Source organism: Proteus sp. Marseille-Q3619 (genome assembly GCF_965283115.1).
This window is the reverse complement of the sequence record NZ_CBDIMP010000001.1, coordinates 3,148,982-3,166,999: the sequence shown is the minus strand read 5'-3', so window position 1 is coordinate 3,166,999 and position 18,018 is coordinate 3,148,982. Positions and strand designations below refer to the sequence as shown.

Below are 18,018 nucleotides of genomic sequence, written 5' to 3'. Positions count from 1 at the left end.
ATTGAGAAGATTATTATGATCACAAAAAAAAATGAAATCGATATTGTTCATGGTATTTCAGATGATCCTAGAAAATTCTTAATAATAGGATGGTCAGTTATTCTTTTAGGTCTTGCTATTTTTATTTTTTGGGCTGCCATTGCCCCTTTAGATAAAGGCGTATCTGCAAAAGGAAATGTTTCAATTTCAGGTAATAAAAAGAGTGTTCAAGCTTCAGTAGAAGGTATTATCACTGACATTTTAGTGAAGAATGGTGATAGCGTAATCGAAGGCCAAACGCTTATTCAATTAAGCCCTATTCAATCGAAAGCTTTAGTCAAATCTTTATCTGATCAATATGATAATTTACTGATTACTCAACAACGCTTATATGCTCAATTAAATGAAAAAACAGAGTTTATCTTAGATCCCAATGAAAAATATTATTCTCCTTCAGAGAATTTAAATAAATTATCCCTACTGCAAAATAAACTACTTAATGAAAAGTATATTGAATTGCATAGTGAGATAAATGGCTATAAAGCTATTATTGATGGTATTTCTAATCGTTTAGTTCATTTAAAAAGATCTACATTAAATAAACAACATCAAATTGATAGCTTAAAAATTCAAATCAAAGATTTATATACTCTTGCTAATGAGGGCTATATTCCCCGTCATCGTTATCAAGAAATTGAACGTGAACTTGCTGAAAATAATAACCATCTTAATGATACATATGGACAAATAAGTACATTAGAAAAACAAAAATTGGAATATCAACAAAAAATATTGCAACGTAATGCTAATTTTTACCAATCGGCACGTACTGAACTTAACCAAGTTCAATTACAAATAAGTGAAACAGAAAAACAACTTATCATTGAAATATATAAACTAAAAAAGATGCAAATTACTGCCCCAATTTCGGGAATAGTAATGGATTTATCTGTTTTTACCCAAGGTGGCGTTGTAAGAACAGGTCAAACATTAATGGAAGTTGTTCCTCAAGATCATCAATTAATTATTGAGGCACGTTTAGCACCTCACCTCATTGATAAAGTTACCCTTGGTCTTCCTGTTGATTTAATGTTTAGTGCATTCAATCAAAATACAACACCTAAAATTCCTGGAGAGGTAACATTAATTTCAGCAGATAGACTTATTGATGAAAGAACAACTGAACCTTATTACCAAGTATTTATTAATGTTAAAGATAATGCTCTTCTTACAGACAATAAAAATAAATTAAAGGCTGGAATGCCGGTTGATGTATTTATTAATACAGGCGATCGCTCATTACTAAATTATCTCTTCAAGCCTGTTTTAGATAGGATCCATACTTCATTAACGGAAGAATAATGATGCAAATAAAAAAACTCTCTACCATTTTATTTATATGGATGCTAAGTTTTCACGCTTTGGCGATCAATTTATCTGATCTTTATTTCTTAGCAGTAAAAAATGACCCTACGTTTAATGCTGCGATTAAAGAACAGGTTGCGGGTAAAGAGTATGAAAATATTGGATTATCTCAATTACTCCCAAGCGTACATGTAAACTATCAAAACAACCCACGAAATTGGCAACGAAAAGTTTATCCTATTAATACGAATCAAGGGGAAATGGAAAGAACAGAATATCAAAATTATCAAAGCCATTCTATCAGTGCAATTATTAGCCAACCACTCTTTGATTACACTGCATTTAGTGATTACAAATCATCGGTAATCAAAACATTATTATCAGACAGCCGTTATCAAGTAAAATTTTCCGAGCTAGTGATCAGATTAGTGGATAATTATATAGAATTGGCTTATGCACAGGATAAATTATTATTAAACCTTTCACAGCAAGAGATTTATAAAAAGCAGCTAACATCAAGTCAGCGTCTATTCGAATTAGGTGAAGGAACAAAAACAGATATTTCAGAGATCCAAACGCGATTATATTTAACTCAATCTCAATATACAGATATTCAGCTTGAATTAAATAATGCTAAAAATAAACTAAGTTCAATGATTGGCACGCCACTACCTTATGCAGAACATATAGCAAAATTAAGCAGTAATCGCTTTATATTACAACCTATCACACCCAATAATTACGAGTCATGGGAAAATGAGGTTATGCAAAGCAACCTCAATATTCAAACAGCTCGTTATGAAATGGCAATAGCAAAACAAGAAGTGGAGAAAAATAGAGGTGAATTTTTCCCGACAGTGCAACTCTATGCCTCTTATTCTAATAGTGATTCCGATAGTAATAATACTGTAAATCAAAAATATCAATCAGCGAACGTCGGTTTTTATGTCAGTTTGCCTTTATTTAATGGTGGAAAAACAACAGCTTCAATGCGTCAATCTACTGCATTGTATCAAATGAGTGCTTTTGAAAGAGATTCAATTATCCAACAAATCACGCAAGAACTACGTCATCAATACCAAATATGTACAACGAGTAATATTAAATTGAATGCTTATGAGCAGTCCGTTTCCTCTGCTAAATTACAATTAGATGCGACTCAAAAAAGTTATATTGGTGGGCAGAGGACAATGGTTGATGTTCTTAATGCTGAAGAATTATTATATCGCGCTCAACAAGATTTGATTAAAGCTAAATATGATTATATTCAGGCTTGGACATTATTACATCAATACACTAATACATTAGATATTGAAAAAATAAAATTAATTGAAGGTTATTTTCAATAGAGTTGTTAAATCGTTTAATAAGAGATATGAATATAATTATAAAAGTCCTAGATCATGGAATAGATATAGGACTTTTAGTTATAAGCAATAGTTAATCACTTATTTTAGCTAGCGGGTATCATCACTTCTTTTTAGTACCGTACAACGTTAATACACGGTGAGTAAGAGCAATTGATGCTAGACCGATAAAACATTCAGCTAGGAAAATCAGCATAAATTACCCCCATTCATAAGTACATTTTGTTTGGGCGGGGGTTCTGATAAAGTAAAGTGACTTGTCATATAGTGCTTAGCTAACTCCGATTTAATGGACACATTTTAAACCTACCATTAAAACTAAAAAGAGCAAAATATATTTCTCAACAAAATCCATTTTTGGGCTTTGATCACATAAAAACAACACAAAAAATCAAATTTATGTCATTTTAAAAGCCGAAGTTAAATTTATTTGCTCTTTTATAACCGTCTTTTGAAAAAAATAAATAATCTTTAAAATCAGTTAATTAAAGAAAACAAATGTTAAATCACCCTGTTTTTCTACAATAGGTTTTACCTTTAACTGGCTTATAACAGATAATATTTCTTTTCGCTCTGGTCGGACTAAAACAATCGCAAACCCTTGATAGTTATTCTCTTCAATTAAGTTAACTAGCTGCTTAAGATCATAATATTTATTTTGCACATCAGGATATGCCAGACCATAAGCAAGCTCCCCTTTCGTCTCTGTTAAACGAATATCAGTGCGTTTTAACCTCCATGCTAAAGACGTTCCGATCCCAACTTCATCAGTTAAAATATAAGGCTTATCTGCTAGTTCACTATAATAGTGATTAATTGCCTTTTCAGGGGTGCTTTTGCTTTCTACTTTATGAGGAATAGCATACCCAATTGCTAGACTTAATCCTATCGAGCAAAATAAAGTCAGTAAGCGTGTGGGTTTAAAGAAAGAAGCAATCCCTATCACACTCCAAAATAAGAAGCCCACAATACCCAGCAACGCTTTATATTGCTCATTTGTTTCATATAACATAAATCGTGTAGAGAGAAGCGAATAAACAATAATAGAGACGCCTACAAGCCCAAAAACAGTATTTATGATCGCATTAATATTATGAATTTTTTCATTTTGTTTATTTTTTAGCTCTTCCATATAATGTGCAATCAAGATAGAAAGTGGCACAAAACAAGGCAGCATATAGGTTAATAACTTACCGCTGGAGGCAGAAAAGAAAGCAAAAAACAGGAATAACCAAAACGAAAAATAAAGAGTTCCTTTCTTCAAGAAAATAGCTGATTTAATAGCCCCAAATAAGAATCCTAACCAAGGCAAAATACCCAAAATTACAATAGGTAAATAAAACCACATAGGTTGTGATCTTGCTGATCCCTTTTCAACAAAACGTTGAACATGCTCGACCCAAAAGAAGTAGTGCCAATAATCAGGTGCCTGAAGTGCAACTGAAATCACCCATGGACCAGCAATAATAACCATAGAGATAAGCGCTATTGGTGTATAACAAAGGACTTCTTTAAAACGAGATAAGCTAATTACGGTCACAAAAAAAACTAATGCAGGTAATACAACAGCAATAAAACCTTTGGTTAGAAAACCTAATCCACAGAAAATACCAACGAGAATATAAGCTTTAATTCTACTCTTTCTATTAGTTGCATGTAATCCAGATAAAAAATAATACATTGTTGCCGTGACAAACATTGTCACGATAGGATCAAGAATATTGTAAGTACCAATAGCTAACACAAGAAACGAGGATAAAAAAACCACCAGTGCATTAAACGCCAAAGTACGGTTATGCCAAACTAGCATAGCAGCACGATAAACAAATAAGCCGGTTAATAAAGTTGAAGTTACAACGACAATACGAACAGAAAAATTACCGCCGCCAAATAACCATTGTGCAATACTGTTTAGCCAATACCCCAATACTGGCTTTTCAAAATAACGAATATCCAGCATATAAGGTACAGACCAATTACCTGATGCAAGCATTTCTCGACTAATTTCAGCATAACGGATCTCATCTGGTTGCCAGAGCAGTCGCGTTTCGAGAGGAATTAAATAAGTTAAAAATATAAAAATAAAAAGTAGAAACCATTCATATCTTTCTACAAAATCAACACGCATATATTCCTCGTTAAAATAAAACAATATCACCTTATACGAACTATTCACTTAGAATAGCTATCCTATAAAAGATTCAATTATTATTTATTAAATTATAATTAATTAACACATTGTTTTATTTTCAACCAACGACAAAGATACCCCAAAAAACAGCATTATCAATACTAATCAATAAGATATTGATAAAATTTAGTTAGTAATTAAAATAACGACACGTTAATTTTTTATTAATCTTTTTTTTAATAACAGCAAGTTTTTTATCAAAAATCTACCTAAATAGTATTAAATTAAAAAATGGAGGATAAAAAATTATACATAAACAGAAAATAAACAAAATATATAAATAAAAAAACCAGAAGGAACTTATTCTGGTTTTTGATTACTTTGTTTAATTATATGATGATAAAAATCTTATTTACTAAACTCTTTAAAAGCGCCCATGGTGTTGGATGCATACATAACTGAAGGGCCGCCCCCCATATAAATAGCAACGCCTAATGCTTCAGCGAGTTCTTGTTCTGTTGTGCCAAGCTCCACAAGTGTTTTTGTATGAAATCCAATACAACCATCACAACGATTTGCGACAGCAATTGCAATGGCGATCAGTTCTTTTGTTTTTGCGTCTAAAGCACCGTCTTTACCACCCGCTTTTGTTGTACTCATAAAAGCTTTCATCACTTCTGGAATATTTTGCGACAATGCCCCCATGTTACCTGCAATGTCTGTTACTATTTCTTTGTACTTGCTCATTTTTGATCCCTTGATAATATATTTATTTATATAATATAAAAATATATTATCAAACCATATAATATAAGCAAGGGAATTTAATTTGATGTGATCTTTTTTATCGTGATAGTTACCAAAGAAGAGGTTTAAAGTGTCTATTTTAGATGAGTGGGCTGAACGCCATATCGAAAAAGCGTTACAAAAAGGAGAACTTTCATCACTTAAAGGTGAAGGAAAACCGCTGATCCTTGATGATAATAGCCATGTTCCAGAGTCACTTAGAGCAAGCTATCACTTATTAAAAAATGCAGGTTTTTTACCACCTGAAATGCAAGATAGAAAAGAAGCCTTATCTCTAGCTGAAATCTTAAGCACATTAAATGAAACAGAAATAGAGAATGGAACACTGCAAAAACGTTTGGCATTACTTGAGTTGAAATTGCAGCAGGCTGGTTTAGATACTCAATTTTTACATGCGGACTATGCTACACAACTGACAGAAAAATTGACAAATCATAAAAAAGAAACCGAACAAAAATAATGAAATATCAACATAGAAAAAGCCTATACATCCCTGTATAAGCTTCTTTCATTTATCGCAGAGAATTAACCTGCTGTTGGAGAATAATACGTTGGTGAGCCAGGCCCTACTGGTAAGTTGAATACAAATACCCATAAGTAGAATAATAATGACCAACCAATTAAGAAAATAACGGAATATGGCAACATCATAGAGATCATCGTACCAATACCAGTGTCTTTCTTATATTTTGTTGCAACTGCTAATATCAAACCAAAATAACTCATCATTGGTGTAATGATATTAGTAACAGAATCTCCTATTCGATATGCTGCTTGGATTGTCTCAGGCGCATAACCTGCAAGCATTAACATGGGTACAAAGATAGGCGCGGTTACAGCCCATTGAGCCGAAGCCGAGCCAATCATTAAGTTAATAAAAGCACAGATTAAAATAAAACCTAAGAACAGTAATCCACTTGGCATATCAATGCTATTAAGTAATGCTGCACCTTTGACAGCAATAACCTGACCGATGTTTGTCCAACCAAAAAACGCAACAAACTGAGCCGCAAAGAAAATAATGACCAGATAAAGCCCCAATGTGCTCATCGAATTCGCCATAGCATCAACGATATCTTTATCTGTACGCATTGTCTTAGCAACCCATCCGTAAACAATACCCGGAATTGCAAAGAATAAAAAAATAAAGACAACAATAGATTTTAAGAAAGGAGAATTACCAATTAGCCCTGTTTCTTGGTTTCTCAATATGCCATTTTCAGGAACAACCGTTAGCGCCAAAATCACGCCCATAACAATAAAGGTTCCTGTTGCAGCCCATAATGCTTTCTTTTCTAGTGGCGTAACTTCAGCAGCATTCCTTAAATCATTTTCTTCATCATCAAGTTCATTACCGTTATAAGGCCCTAGTTGAGGCTCAACAATTTTTTCTGTAATGAAGTAACCTAAGAAAGTAATAAGGAATGTACTGACAAACATAAAGTACCAGTTTGCTTCAGCACCAACGATATAAGTTGGATCTATAATGCGCGCGGCTTGCTGCGTAATACCCGATAATAACGGATCTATCGTCCCTAAGAGTAAGTTAGCAGAATAACCACCAGAAACCCCTGCAAACGCAGCCGCTAAACCAGCAAGAGGATGCCGTCCTAACGAATGAAAGATAATCGCTGATAACGGTATCAATACCACATAACCCAATTCAGCCGCAGTATTTGACATAATACCAGCGAAAACAATCGCCAATGTGGTCATCTTGCGAGGGGCTTTCATTACCACTAAACGCATAACCGCAGATAATAAACCTGCTCGTTCAGCAATACCGACACCTAATAACGCCACCAGCACCGTACCTAAAGGCGCAAATCCAGTAAAGTTTGTGACAATATTTGCCAATATACGGCGAATACCATCAGCATCTAATAAGCTGATAATGTGAATATAGCCATCTTCTGCGCGTCCTTTGGCGCCTTCTGGTCGGGGATCTTGTACCGTAACACCGAAGTATTCACCAACTGCCGAAGAGACAAGTAAAATAGCAATTAAAATAATAAATAAAATAACGGGATGGGGTAGCGCATTTCCTAGCCATTCCACTGTGCGTAGAAAGCGACTGCCTCCCTGTTTTTTTGTTTGCATCATTTATCCTTTTTATAAAAAAACAGAAAATGCACAGTACACAACCCTTTTTATTATGACTATCTGTTAATCCTATTTACAAATGCTTTATTTAAGATAAACATCAGAATAAAGTTATCAAATAAAATATTTTTTACCTTAATAAACAATAAAATAAAAATAAATCACACAATTACAAATCACTTACATTAAAATTAATTTATAATATCTAAAATTAAAAAATGTGCATAAGGTAACATTTTTTAACAATATTTTGATTAATTATTAACCTTTAGTAGTTAAAGATCTGCTGAAATAATGGGGAGAATCGAATCAATACTCTGATAAACCTGATAGTAACGGACGAAATTACTATAAAGAGGAAATTAGTGACGAATAAAAACACAAAATAGGTTAAAAATTAGTTTATTTGTAACACAAAAGATAATAAACCAACCATCATTTAAACAGTAATAAAATAAAAAAATCGACAATAAATAATTATTATGGATAAAAAAAGAAGGCAAGATTTCTCCTGCCTCCTTCTGTATAACTTAAACCCAGTGTTAAAAATATCTGTAATTAGAAAATAAAATCGGGTGTCGATTCCGCCATAAAATATGTAGATTTGCGGATATTTTTATCTTCCGTTTCAGCTTCAACATGAAAACAATCTTCAAAGAACCAGTATATTGGAGTTTTTAAATAAACAGCTAATGTCACAAGGTAACTTAGGTCTATTTTATTTAACCCTCTTTCATAACGTGAGAACTGTTGTTGGCTAATTCCCAACTTATCAGCAATGTGCGCGCCAGTATAACCAAGCTCTTTGCGTTTTTTCTGTATTCTTTGACCAACTAGCTCATTCACATTGATGTTTATAAGATCATAATCCATCATCGCGTTTTCCAACTTCGTTTATATTAAGGCATTGCCAAAATTAATGTACCTACCCCAGAAAATGAACCAGGAGCAACTCGACCATAAGGACGTAATACAGAGCTAACAACTACAGGTGTTGCTCTCCCTGCAGGTACAAAAATTGTCTCACCATTTTCACCTGGTTTATTGTTAAGATATAAATCCGCATAGAGGCTACCGTCTGGACGTAATCTGACATTTGGACCATCTAGAGATGATGCATAAATAACAACAGATAAATCTTTATTGCATGTCACGCGAATTGTTTGTGATCGTTTATTCTGTGTTGAGTCACCTAGTCTATCTTCATCAATATCGCCATAACTAAGGTTGACTGAACCATCAATTATCTCACAAGCCCCAGCAGGAGGTGGTGCAATACCGCACATTGATCCTGGAAGTAGTAATTTTGTCGTTCCGGTTTCATAAAATAAACCAACACACTCTTGAATTTCACTATTAGGCACCCCTGAGTGGTGAGCTACAGTAGGTGACGTAGGAAAACTTTGCACTCGCATAACAGCATCACGCAATTCCGCCATAGTGCGATATTTTTGCGCCCCTGTTAAAACTGTTCTTGTCGCTGCCCCACCTTGTCCTGATGCATTATGTCGATGATTAATCGTAATTTTACAAGATGCGCCACCATAACAAGGATTCAAGGTCATCGTTGTTTCAGGATCCCAACGTTGAATAATGAAAGTATAATTTGCAGAAGAAGGAGAAAGAACTTTGGATTCAGTAATATAAGAAAAAATAGAAGCCATTGATGACGCAGAAAAGAGCATCATCACACTAAATAGACATAATACTGATAATCGTTTTGGGGTAAACATATTAACCTCAATCTTAATAATTAATCATAATTCAGGTGGAATGTGGCTATAGCACTAAAACGACCTCGTTTTATTGATTCATTAGCAATAGCATTAGGCTCGGCTTGTATAAAAGCTCGGAACCTTAAAATAGAATCTCCTGAATTTAAGGCAATATTGCTTGTTTCCTGATTAATCCGCAGTGGGCTGCCATCAGAGTTTTCTAACCCAATGGCAATACCTTCAGCTTGACTTCCTGTACTTAATGCAAGAAAACCTTGCCCAACCATTGCCTGATTTTCAGTACCACTAAATGTCACTCTCACCTTTTTATTAATAGAAAGGTCACATTCTGATAAATGAATTTGAAAATTTTGGCTATTTGTTCTACCTGCGCCAATATAAAACGTTTTATCAGGCACATTACCAAATTCTAGAGAAATGGTTTCATCCCCCGGTTTAATCACACAAGGTTCATCAACTAATGTGCCATAAAGTCGCATATTATTCGGTGCTGCATTGGCAGCTGTAAATATTCCTATTAGAAGCGTAAGCCCGCAAATAACAGGAAGCGGTAATGTTTTAAGCTTCATTTTCACACTCCTATTGATATTCTGCGAGCAACGTTGCTGTTACCTCAAATGGACCTTCTACTAATGTACTTCCTGGTCTTTTTACTGGTACAGCTTGAATAATAGGTGGCTTATCTGGTGAGATAACAAATCGTTCATTTAAAATAAAAGGCTCACCATTGCGAGTCATATGAATCGCTAAATCGGCAATATTAGTTTGTAATCCTGCATCATCAAACTGGCTTTTAGGGCCAATAATAGAAAGCCCCAGATCCCACCCTTTAATATTGGGATCGCACTTTAATTTGTAATTCACGGGTTGGGTGTAATTAATGCCATCAACTCTATGAATACCAACGTTATGGCCAAAATAAACTTCAATTAAGTTATTATTTTCGATCACACAAGGAGGCGGAATTAATAATGTTCCAAATAATTTCATATTCGGTTCATCCGCACTGACAAATAAAGGCGACATGACGAGTAATGTTGTCAGACAAACCTTTTTTAAATTAATAAGCATGTACTGACTCCTTACTGATATTCTACTCGAAGCGTTGCAGTAGCGTAAAAATCACCTCCAGTTAATGATGCAGAATAATCACGAACAGGAATTGCCTCAAATTGAGGAAAGTTAGGATAAGTGAAATTCACTTCTTGCCCCAATCTTAATAATTTATTTTGGTAAAGAATACGTACCCCTAATCCTGTAATGTTTGTGGTCAAAGCATTTGAATCAAACCCAGTACCATTTCCAGAAATAGAGACTTTCATTGTATTTGTTGGCATTTTTCTACATTCAGCACTATAAGTAATAGGCTTTTTGTAATTAACACCATCAATACGCGTACTCATGACTTCACCAAAATCAACCTCAATCGTTTTTCCTCCATTGATGACGCAAGGAGGTGGAGCGATAACATTACCCGAGATATAGACATATACAATCCCAGGTATAGTGCTACCCGCTCTCGCTGTAGGTGGTGTATTTGCAACAGCAGCTGAACTCAGGACACCAGTAAATGTTGTCATTAATAAAATCAACACTGCTTTGCTTGTGTTAAACCGCTGTTCCATATCCATAAATAAACCTATTAATTTCCGATTGCTGTTTCTACAACCTTGCACTCATTGCCACTACAGCTAAATTTCAAACGAGGGCGTCCACCGTAATCATTGATATAACTAAGTACAGGGGATGCACCAAGTGTAGAAGCTTTCAAATTAAGATCTGCACTACTTTTTGGATCAACCATTAAAGGCGTAAACCCAGTAATACTTTCACCTTTTAACCCAGTTAACCCATCGACAATTGTCACAAAGTAAGGTGTTGGATTATTAACCTGATAGATATCCCCTTTTTTCGTTAGGGTGATTTTTTCCTGCCACGGATTTGTTAAATCTGTTTGTGTGGCATAAATCGCCGCTGGGCGATAAAACAATTTAATCCGTGTTTGTAATGCAATTTGCAACACATTGGGTTTATCACTACGTGGTGGAATTTCACGTAAGTTAAAATAGAACACACTTTCCCTATCTTGAGGTAATTTAGCGACATCAGGTAATCCTTGTATTTTTATCTGGCTTTTATCACCGGGTTCAATACGCTGAATAGGTGGCAGAACGATTAATGGACTTTCCACTTTTTGTCCATTGACATCTTCCATCCAACCTTGTGCTAAATAAGGTAGTTCTTTATTTTGATTACTGACATTAAGGCTAATTGATTTATCAGCTCCATTAAAAATGATACGAGTTCTATCCAATGCAATCGCAGCAATAGCTTGTTGAGTAAATACCATACCCGTTAATAATGTGGTTGCTACAATGAATGAGCGCTTTAATAACATCATCTTTAATTACTCTTTTGTTTATAAAATCGTTTAATTTTTCCCTTCTCAACCTTCAGTTTTGACTAATTGTGGCTGAGATGGTGATTCGGTTCTCTCTTGTGCTGAATAAGAGATTGATGGAGTGTCCCCACACGTTAATAATAGTGAAGAAATAAAGATACCTTCATCTAATTTAGGTACTTGTACTTCACACTGTTTTTTACCACTCCAACGTACATCTAAAATATCACCAGAGTTTATTCCACTTAAATAAACATTACCGCTATCATTCACGATGCCCAGTTCTCGGCCTTTTTCTGTGGTAATGCTAGCGCCAAATGGTGGATAACTACCGTCTTTCATGCGGACAATCGCCATCGCTTTTTGCCCTGAAATAACGTCAAACTCACGGTAACCTATCGCCCCTTCGGTAAGGGTTAATTGTTGAATTGAACGCACTGCATCAACATCATCAGGTAATTTATCTAAATCAATTGTTGCACTACTCCGATAGTAATTATTGATATCTGGAAGTACCGCTTTACCGAAATAGTTAGTATGGCTCACAGCCCCTAAACTTCTAATTGGTACATCAGCCACACCATTAGTATCGACCAATAAACGCGCAGCTCCTGGCATTGCAGTACGATGGAATGCTCCGCCTTTAGGTGTTAACGTTGCTCCACCTTGTAACGAAAGCGAGGCTGAGGTATTTTCACCTTGAATATGACTCGCACTTGCTGTTACCAATGCTGTATCACCATAACGCGTATAATAAGCATCAGCAGATGGACGACCACGGCTACTTAAACCCGTACCTAAGCGATAGTTATTATTGTCATCGAGGCGGTCAAAATAGCTCACATTATGAGAGTTACCATTCTTATTAATCACGGTGTTATAACTAATTGTGGCTTTATCGCTCCAAGGCATACTGACGTTTAGATAAACACCATCATCATTCTCACCATTAAATTTATTCCGATAAGCCGATAAATTAATATTGATATTTTTAAAACGACCAATATCCATAAACTTAGATAAAGATAAGTTGTAATAATCGTTATTAGGCTTATTCCAATAAGTTTGATGGTTATAGTTAAGATAAGCACTCAAGCCTAAATCTGGAAATTGCTTACTTAATGTTATGGTATAAAGCTCTTTATTATTATCTCGGTTGTTATCACGATAACGACGATCTAAATATTGATCCATACTCATAAAGTCACGTTCTGAGAAGCGGTAACCTGCGAAAGTCACTTGTCCATTAATAGCCTCAAAACGTTTAGAGTAGCTAACTCGATAAGAGCCACCATGATAGCGCTTATCATCATTAGGAATTTTTGCCCATGAGTGTGTCGCATCAAATGAAATTGCACCTAATACCATCAAGTCACGACCAATACCTAAAGAAACAGAGTTATAATCTCCTGCAACTAATGACCCCCCATAGAGTGACCAACCATTTGTGACCCCCCATGAAAACTCACCCATTGCAAAAACGGGTCCTTCGGTTTTATGATCCATATCAGAAGGTTTACCTGCTGATAATTTATATTGCACTCGGCCTGGGCGTGTTAAATAAGGGATACTTGCCGTATCCATTTGGTATTCTTGTACTGAACCATCTTGCTCTTCAACACGAACATCCAACTTACCACTGACTGCATCATTAAGATTTTGAATGCGGAATGGACCCGGAGCGACCTGTGTTTCGTAGATCACACGACCTTGCTGACTAATCGTCACTTTCGCATTCGATTTTGCAATACCAGTGACTTCAGGTGCATAACCTCTCAAATTAGGAGGCAACATCTGATCATCCGTTAATAAACTGATACCAGTAAAACGAAAGTTATCAAAAATATCAGAGCGTGAATAAGTCTCACCCATAACAAGGCGAGCACCCCATTGGGTTATTGCTCTATAAAGGTAATATTGACTCCAATCCCAATTATTCTCAGTACTGCCATTCACGCCTGTTGTGTGTTGATAGTTTGCTTGCCAATCCGCACGAAAACGCCAAACACCTAAGTTAGCACCCGCAGTACCACTACCTGTAACTTGTTGTCTTTGTTTACCATTAGCAGGATCGGTCACATTAGCATTCAGGTTATAGTCAAAAATAAGTCCTGAAATACCTTCATCCCAACGAGATGGTGGATCCCAATCGTCGGTTGCATACTCAACATAGGCTTGAGGAATAGTAACAACAAAACTACCTGCACCTAAGTTAGTACTTGTTGTCATACCTGGTATCGATGACTCGTCAAGACAGGAGCCATCATCTTTCCAAGTTACCGCTTTGAGCCACTCAGGTTTCAACGTAAATTGATTGACTAATTCACGAGGAATACAAGGAATACTCGCTTTAGGATCATTTGCGGGGACAATATAATTAATGGTATAGAGATCAGGTAATTCATTATTGTTAACTTTAACAATAAATTCATACTTACCAGGCATAATATAGCCGGCACGAGAAAAATCTGATAAATCAATATTTTGTTTATCTTTTAGATCAAGAATATCAGAGTTAAACTCGATATCACCGGCTGCAAATACCATATTAGAGGCACTCGCCATACCAGCAATAATTAAATAGATCAGTGCTGCTACAGGTCGAATTGTATGCTGATTACTCTTTTTTTCTGCTTTTCTTGAAGCAGTTTTGAATGATTTAGCCATAAATAATCCAACCAATCCATTTAATAATATTCGAGTTTAAAACGCAGGGTTGCTTGATAATTACCTGCTCGTGGAATGTCGTTATTTTTAACAAGCCTTGCTTGATACAACAAAGACAACGATTTAGTATCGATATCCACAGGAGGTAAAGGTTTCCCTGGTGTTGCCAATCTTCCGTAACGGTCAGCAATAGCTAACGAAGCACCTTTAGCGTCGCCGAAAAGTTGGAATAATCCGTTCTGTGCAGGGCCTTCAAAAGTAGCAATAAAACGAGGACGTTCAGCTTGTGTACCTTTTTGGTCGACAAGGGAACATTCTGTTAATCGAATAGAGAAATGTTCAATAGGTCCTTGACCTTCAACAGCTAAGGTCGGAATAGACACGGTACTCAAAGAGATAACTTGCTCTCGACTTCCTGCCGAGATAGTACATGTTGGCTCTAATATAGAACCTTGTAGACTAACCACGCCGAATCGCTGATGTGATTTTACATCTTGTTTTATATCGGTCACTGCCATTACAGGCTTAACAAATAGTCCTGTTGTAACAAGTAATAATAGTGGCACCATCTTGCGATTCATTGTTTTCTACTCCATAAGATAAACCATAAAAATACAGCTAAAGATAAAGCCCTATACATCCTTATACAGGGCCTAAAAGGACATCTATTATTGGTAAGTTAATGCAAAAGTAGCGATTGCAGTAAAGTCACCAGGTACAGCTGCATCTGTTGCAGAACCTTGTAAGTAAGCAGCAAAGTTCAGATCATTTGAACCGTCACGAATAGTTTGAGCTTTTGTTGGTTCACCTAATTTAATTTGTGTACCACCAGCATCAGTAATAACAACTGCTGCATTTTTCGCTAAACCTTCGATGCCTAAAGAGCCTGGCAGAATAGCCGCTGCTTCAGCACCAGTGAAGGTAGTTTGAACTGTTTTATAAGTTTCAGTAGAGCATTGCAGTAATTTAATTTTGAAAGTATTAGAAACACTACGGCCGCCATCTTTCAGTGCATTTGCTGAAACTTGTCCGAGTGGAACACGTTGGTCGCCTGAGTTAGGATCAATTGAACATGGAGCATCAATGATTGAACCCCAAAATTCTACAGTACCATGACCTTGATCAGCAGCGAATGCAGAACCAGCAGCAACAGTTAAGCCTAAACCTAAAACTAAACCTAATTTATTTAATTTCATCTTTATGTTTCCTGAAAATATAAGAACGAAGATATTTAAAATAATAAAATTCAATATAAGCAAATTACTTAAATGAATGTCACACTAAATAAAGTTTCTATATTTTGATAAAGTTCATCCAGCCAATTTCATATTTAATTATGAAATTAGATAAAGGAAGCGTATCAAGTTGGATATATTATTCTCTCTGGTTTTATTTAAGTCAAACCACCCCAATTTCATTAAGTCTATTTTTATTAATTTACTGATATTAGGTGTATTTTTTACATTTTCATACAAAATATTACTTTTTGAAAATGACAGGAATGGATTTAAAAACCAAATTCACACTCTTAAAAAGAGATATATGAGATTTAAATTCTGCTATTTCGGAATTTAAAGTGAAAAGATCTAATTGTCTTTTTACGAATAGGATTAATTGTCAATTAAATAACATTTTATTATTTGTTTATTTTAACTCAATATAACTAAAATTTTACATAATGAAACAAACTGGACTTAATCCATTGATTTACAAGCAGATCAAAATAATGGATTTGTTAATTTATTTATTATCATTATTTAATCCCATGTATAAACTACATCAAATAACTCCTTTAATGATAATCCCAAATTGAAATAAGCATTAAAAATAAAACATTAAATAAACATAAGTATTTGTATTTAATATAAAAATTAATAGTTACATTTTTTATAGTTACGTATATTTACAATAAACAAAATAAAAAGAGCAGAAAAATCATAAGTAATTGATAAATAATTGATTATTTAAATAAACTAATCAAGAATAGAGTATTTTTATAATAATTTAACACTTTAATTTAAGTATTTACACTTAGGAAATTGAGGTCATAAAGCGAGTTTTTGTACAAATTGCATTTTTTGATTAAGAACACTCTCATAAGTTAACTAACTGATAATTCAAAAAAGAAATTCGTGTAACGCCTATTTTTTTCTCAGAAAAACCTAAAAATCTAATCATTTGATTGAGAATAATTACGCTTTTTTTGGGTAAAAATTTTAATGTATTTATTAAGAGCAGCTTCAAAAAATTAAATTAATTATTTATTGGATCCTTGACTATTTTACGTATTGCTACTAATTTCATTATTAGCTTATTCATATTATTAAATCTCCATAGAATCCACATTTTCTTATCCAAATAGAAACACAGTAAAATACATTTTATTTACATTATGAATTCATTAATTTAACATTACTCATATAATGCGTATAAATATTAGTCGTTATTACTTGTTTTCTAATTATCAAATTTTTTTCAATAAGAATATTGGTGTTTTTTTATTTTTACGATAAATTAGGAATAATTTTATATTATCTGAATAGATTTAACTCATTTTCGAATAGTTAATTAATCTAAAGAAGTAAGTTTTAAGGTATATATTGGAAACAATCCTTTATAGACTGAATAATAACAAGTTAATAATTTAAATAAAAATAGAGAATTACATTAGTATTATTTAATTATTTAACTAATAACGTCTTAATAAGAATATCATTATTAGAGTATCTTTATTTAATAAATTAAGTTAGCTTTATTTATCTTTTTCACGATGAAATAAAAAAAAGGCATTTTCAACCTAATAGAAATCAATATTCTCTAAATACTCGCTTTAAGAGTATTCTTATCCCGCTTTTCAAGAAAAGCACCTGTTTTAGATAATTATTATCATCATAAAATGACAACGTTACATTTATGCCCCATTTTCTTCTCTATATAAAAGAGTAAAAATTGATTATCCATTCCTTCCTTTTTGCTGATCACACTATCAATAACTCGAGTTTGACTAACGGCACTTAGCTTTTTTAGCATAAAAAAAGGGCAGGGTTTCCCCTGCCTTACCAATTTGGTAATCAATCAAAGAAAAAGCATACGCTCTAAAACACCAAGTTTGAGTATCCTTTAGCGATATGCATTAGTATAAAAAAACATCAGGCATCGCTTCAGCAATGATGCTACTTCGTTTATCGGTACATTGATTTTCTGATGACGATTTTGATATAAAACAGTCTTCAAAAAACCAATAAATAGGTGTATTTAGATAGTTGGCTAATAGAACAAGATAACTTAAATCTATCTTGTTCATCCCGCGCTCATATCGAGAGAATTGCTGTTGGCTTACACCAATTTTTTCAGCGATTTGCATACCGGTATAACCTAATTCTTTACGCTTTTTCTGAATTCGTTTTCCAACCAACGCATTAACATCAATATCTGTAAAATCGTAATTCATCATAATATTCA

16 protein-coding genes are annotated in these 18,018 nt (G+C 34.2%); 3 read left to right on the top strand and 13 right to left on the bottom strand.

The features are described from left to right. The first annotated feature begins 15 nt into the window (after window positions 1-15). Together ACWPWK_RS14530 and ACWPWK_RS14525 are read left to right on the top strand one after the other, a co-directional pair. Window positions 16-1,341 carry an HlyD family type I secretion periplasmic adaptor subunit gene (locus ACWPWK_RS14530; RefSeq protein ID WP_109373881.1) on the top strand — a complete coding sequence of 442 codons (1,326 nt, stop codon included), beginning with the start codon at window positions 16-18 and terminating at the stop codon, window positions 1,339-1,341. Then, a complete protein-coding gene (locus ACWPWK_RS14525) occupies window positions 1,341-2,693 on the top strand; it encodes a TolC family outer membrane protein (protein ID WP_109373880.1) in 1,353 nt (450 codons plus the stop codon). The genes ACWPWK_RS14530 and ACWPWK_RS14525 overlap by 1 nt, the downstream gene beginning before the upstream one ends. 499 nt (window positions 2,694-3,192) lie before the next feature. Here the strand turns inward: ACWPWK_RS14525 and arnT are convergent, their stop codons facing one another. Next, on the bottom strand, window positions 3,193-4,839 hold the full coding sequence (arnT, locus tag ACWPWK_RS14520) for a lipid IV(A) 4-amino-4-deoxy-L-arabinosyltransferase (protein ID WP_109373879.1): 1,647 nt from the start codon (window positions 4,837-4,839) through the stop codon (window positions 3,193-3,195). A gap of 411 nt (window positions 4,840-5,250) precedes the next feature. Then, the gene (locus ACWPWK_RS14515; protein WP_109373878.1) at window positions 5,251-5,589 is read right to left on the bottom strand and encodes a carboxymuconolactone decarboxylase family protein; all 339 of its coding nucleotides are present in this window, start codon (window positions 5,587-5,589) and stop codon (window positions 5,251-5,253) included. A gap of 130 nt (window positions 5,590-5,719) precedes the next feature. On the opposite strand from ACWPWK_RS14515, the gene ACWPWK_RS14510 reads away from it, so the two are divergent. Continuing rightward, complete coding sequence (locus ACWPWK_RS14510; protein ID WP_109373877.1) at window positions 5,720-6,109, top strand: DnaJ family domain-containing protein; 390 nt, start codon at window positions 5,720-5,722, stop codon at window positions 6,107-6,109. 65 nt (window positions 6,110-6,174) lie between these two features. Here the strand turns inward: ACWPWK_RS14510 and ACWPWK_RS14505 are convergent, their stop codons facing one another. The 11 genes from ACWPWK_RS14505 to ACWPWK_RS14455 all read right to left on the bottom strand — a co-directional run bounded on the left by ACWPWK_RS14505 (window position 6,175) and on the right by ACWPWK_RS14455 (window position 18,010). Further along, complete coding sequence (locus ACWPWK_RS14505; RefSeq protein ID WP_109373876.1) at window positions 6,175-7,749, bottom strand: AbgT family transporter; 1,575 nt, start codon at window positions 7,747-7,749, stop codon at window positions 6,175-6,177. 561 nt (window positions 7,750-8,310) lie between these two features. Continuing rightward, a complete protein-coding gene (locus ACWPWK_RS14500) occupies window positions 8,311-8,628 on the bottom strand; it encodes a helix-turn-helix domain-containing protein (RefSeq protein WP_109373875.1) in 318 nt (105 codons plus the stop codon). Window positions 8,629-8,651: 23 nt separating this feature from the next. Next, the gene (locus tag ACWPWK_RS14495) at window positions 8,652-9,485 is read right to left on the bottom strand and encodes an MrpH family fimbial adhesin (protein WP_109373874.1); all 834 of its coding nucleotides are present in this window, start codon (window positions 9,483-9,485) and stop codon (window positions 8,652-8,654) included. Between the two features lie 20 nt (window positions 9,486-9,505). Continuing rightward, window positions 9,506-10,057 carry a fimbrial protein gene (locus ACWPWK_RS14490; RefSeq protein ID WP_109373873.1) on the bottom strand — a complete coding sequence of 184 codons (552 nt, stop codon included), beginning with the start codon at window positions 10,055-10,057 and terminating at the stop codon, window positions 9,506-9,508. Between the two features lie 10 nt (window positions 10,058-10,067). Then, on the bottom strand, window positions 10,068-10,514 hold the full coding sequence (locus ACWPWK_RS14485) for a fimbrial protein (RefSeq protein WP_406588704.1): 447 nt from the start codon (window positions 10,512-10,514) through the stop codon (window positions 10,068-10,070). Between the two features lie 56 nt (window positions 10,515-10,570). Next, on the bottom strand, window positions 10,571-11,119 hold the full coding sequence (locus tag ACWPWK_RS14480) for a fimbrial protein (protein WP_109373871.1): 549 nt from the start codon (window positions 11,117-11,119) through the stop codon (window positions 10,571-10,573). A gap of 11 nt (window positions 11,120-11,130) precedes the next feature. Beyond that, on the bottom strand, window positions 11,131-11,889 hold the full coding sequence (locus tag ACWPWK_RS14475) for a fimbria/pilus periplasmic chaperone (protein WP_109373870.1): 759 nt from the start codon (window positions 11,887-11,889) through the stop codon (window positions 11,131-11,133). 45 nt (window positions 11,890-11,934) lie between these two features. Continuing rightward, the gene (locus tag ACWPWK_RS14470; protein WP_109373869.1) at window positions 11,935-14,556 is read right to left on the bottom strand and encodes an outer membrane usher protein; all 2,622 of its coding nucleotides are present in this window, start codon (window positions 14,554-14,556) and stop codon (window positions 11,935-11,937) included. Window positions 14,557-14,576: 20 nt separating this feature from the next. After that, complete coding sequence (locus ACWPWK_RS14465; protein WP_109373868.1) at window positions 14,577-15,137, bottom strand: fimbrial protein; 561 nt, start codon at window positions 15,135-15,137, stop codon at window positions 14,577-14,579. Window positions 15,138-15,224: 87 nt separating this feature from the next. Further along, window positions 15,225-15,752 (bottom strand): fimbrial protein, encoded by a 528-nt coding sequence (locus ACWPWK_RS14460; protein ID WP_109373867.1) that lies wholly within the window; start codon window positions 15,750-15,752, stop codon window positions 15,225-15,227. Window positions 15,753-17,689: 1,937 nt separating this feature from the next. Next, complete coding sequence (locus tag ACWPWK_RS14455; protein WP_109373866.1) at window positions 17,690-18,010, bottom strand: helix-turn-helix domain-containing protein; 321 nt, start codon at window positions 18,008-18,010, stop codon at window positions 17,690-17,692. Between the last annotated feature and the right edge of the window lie 8 nt (window positions 18,011-18,018).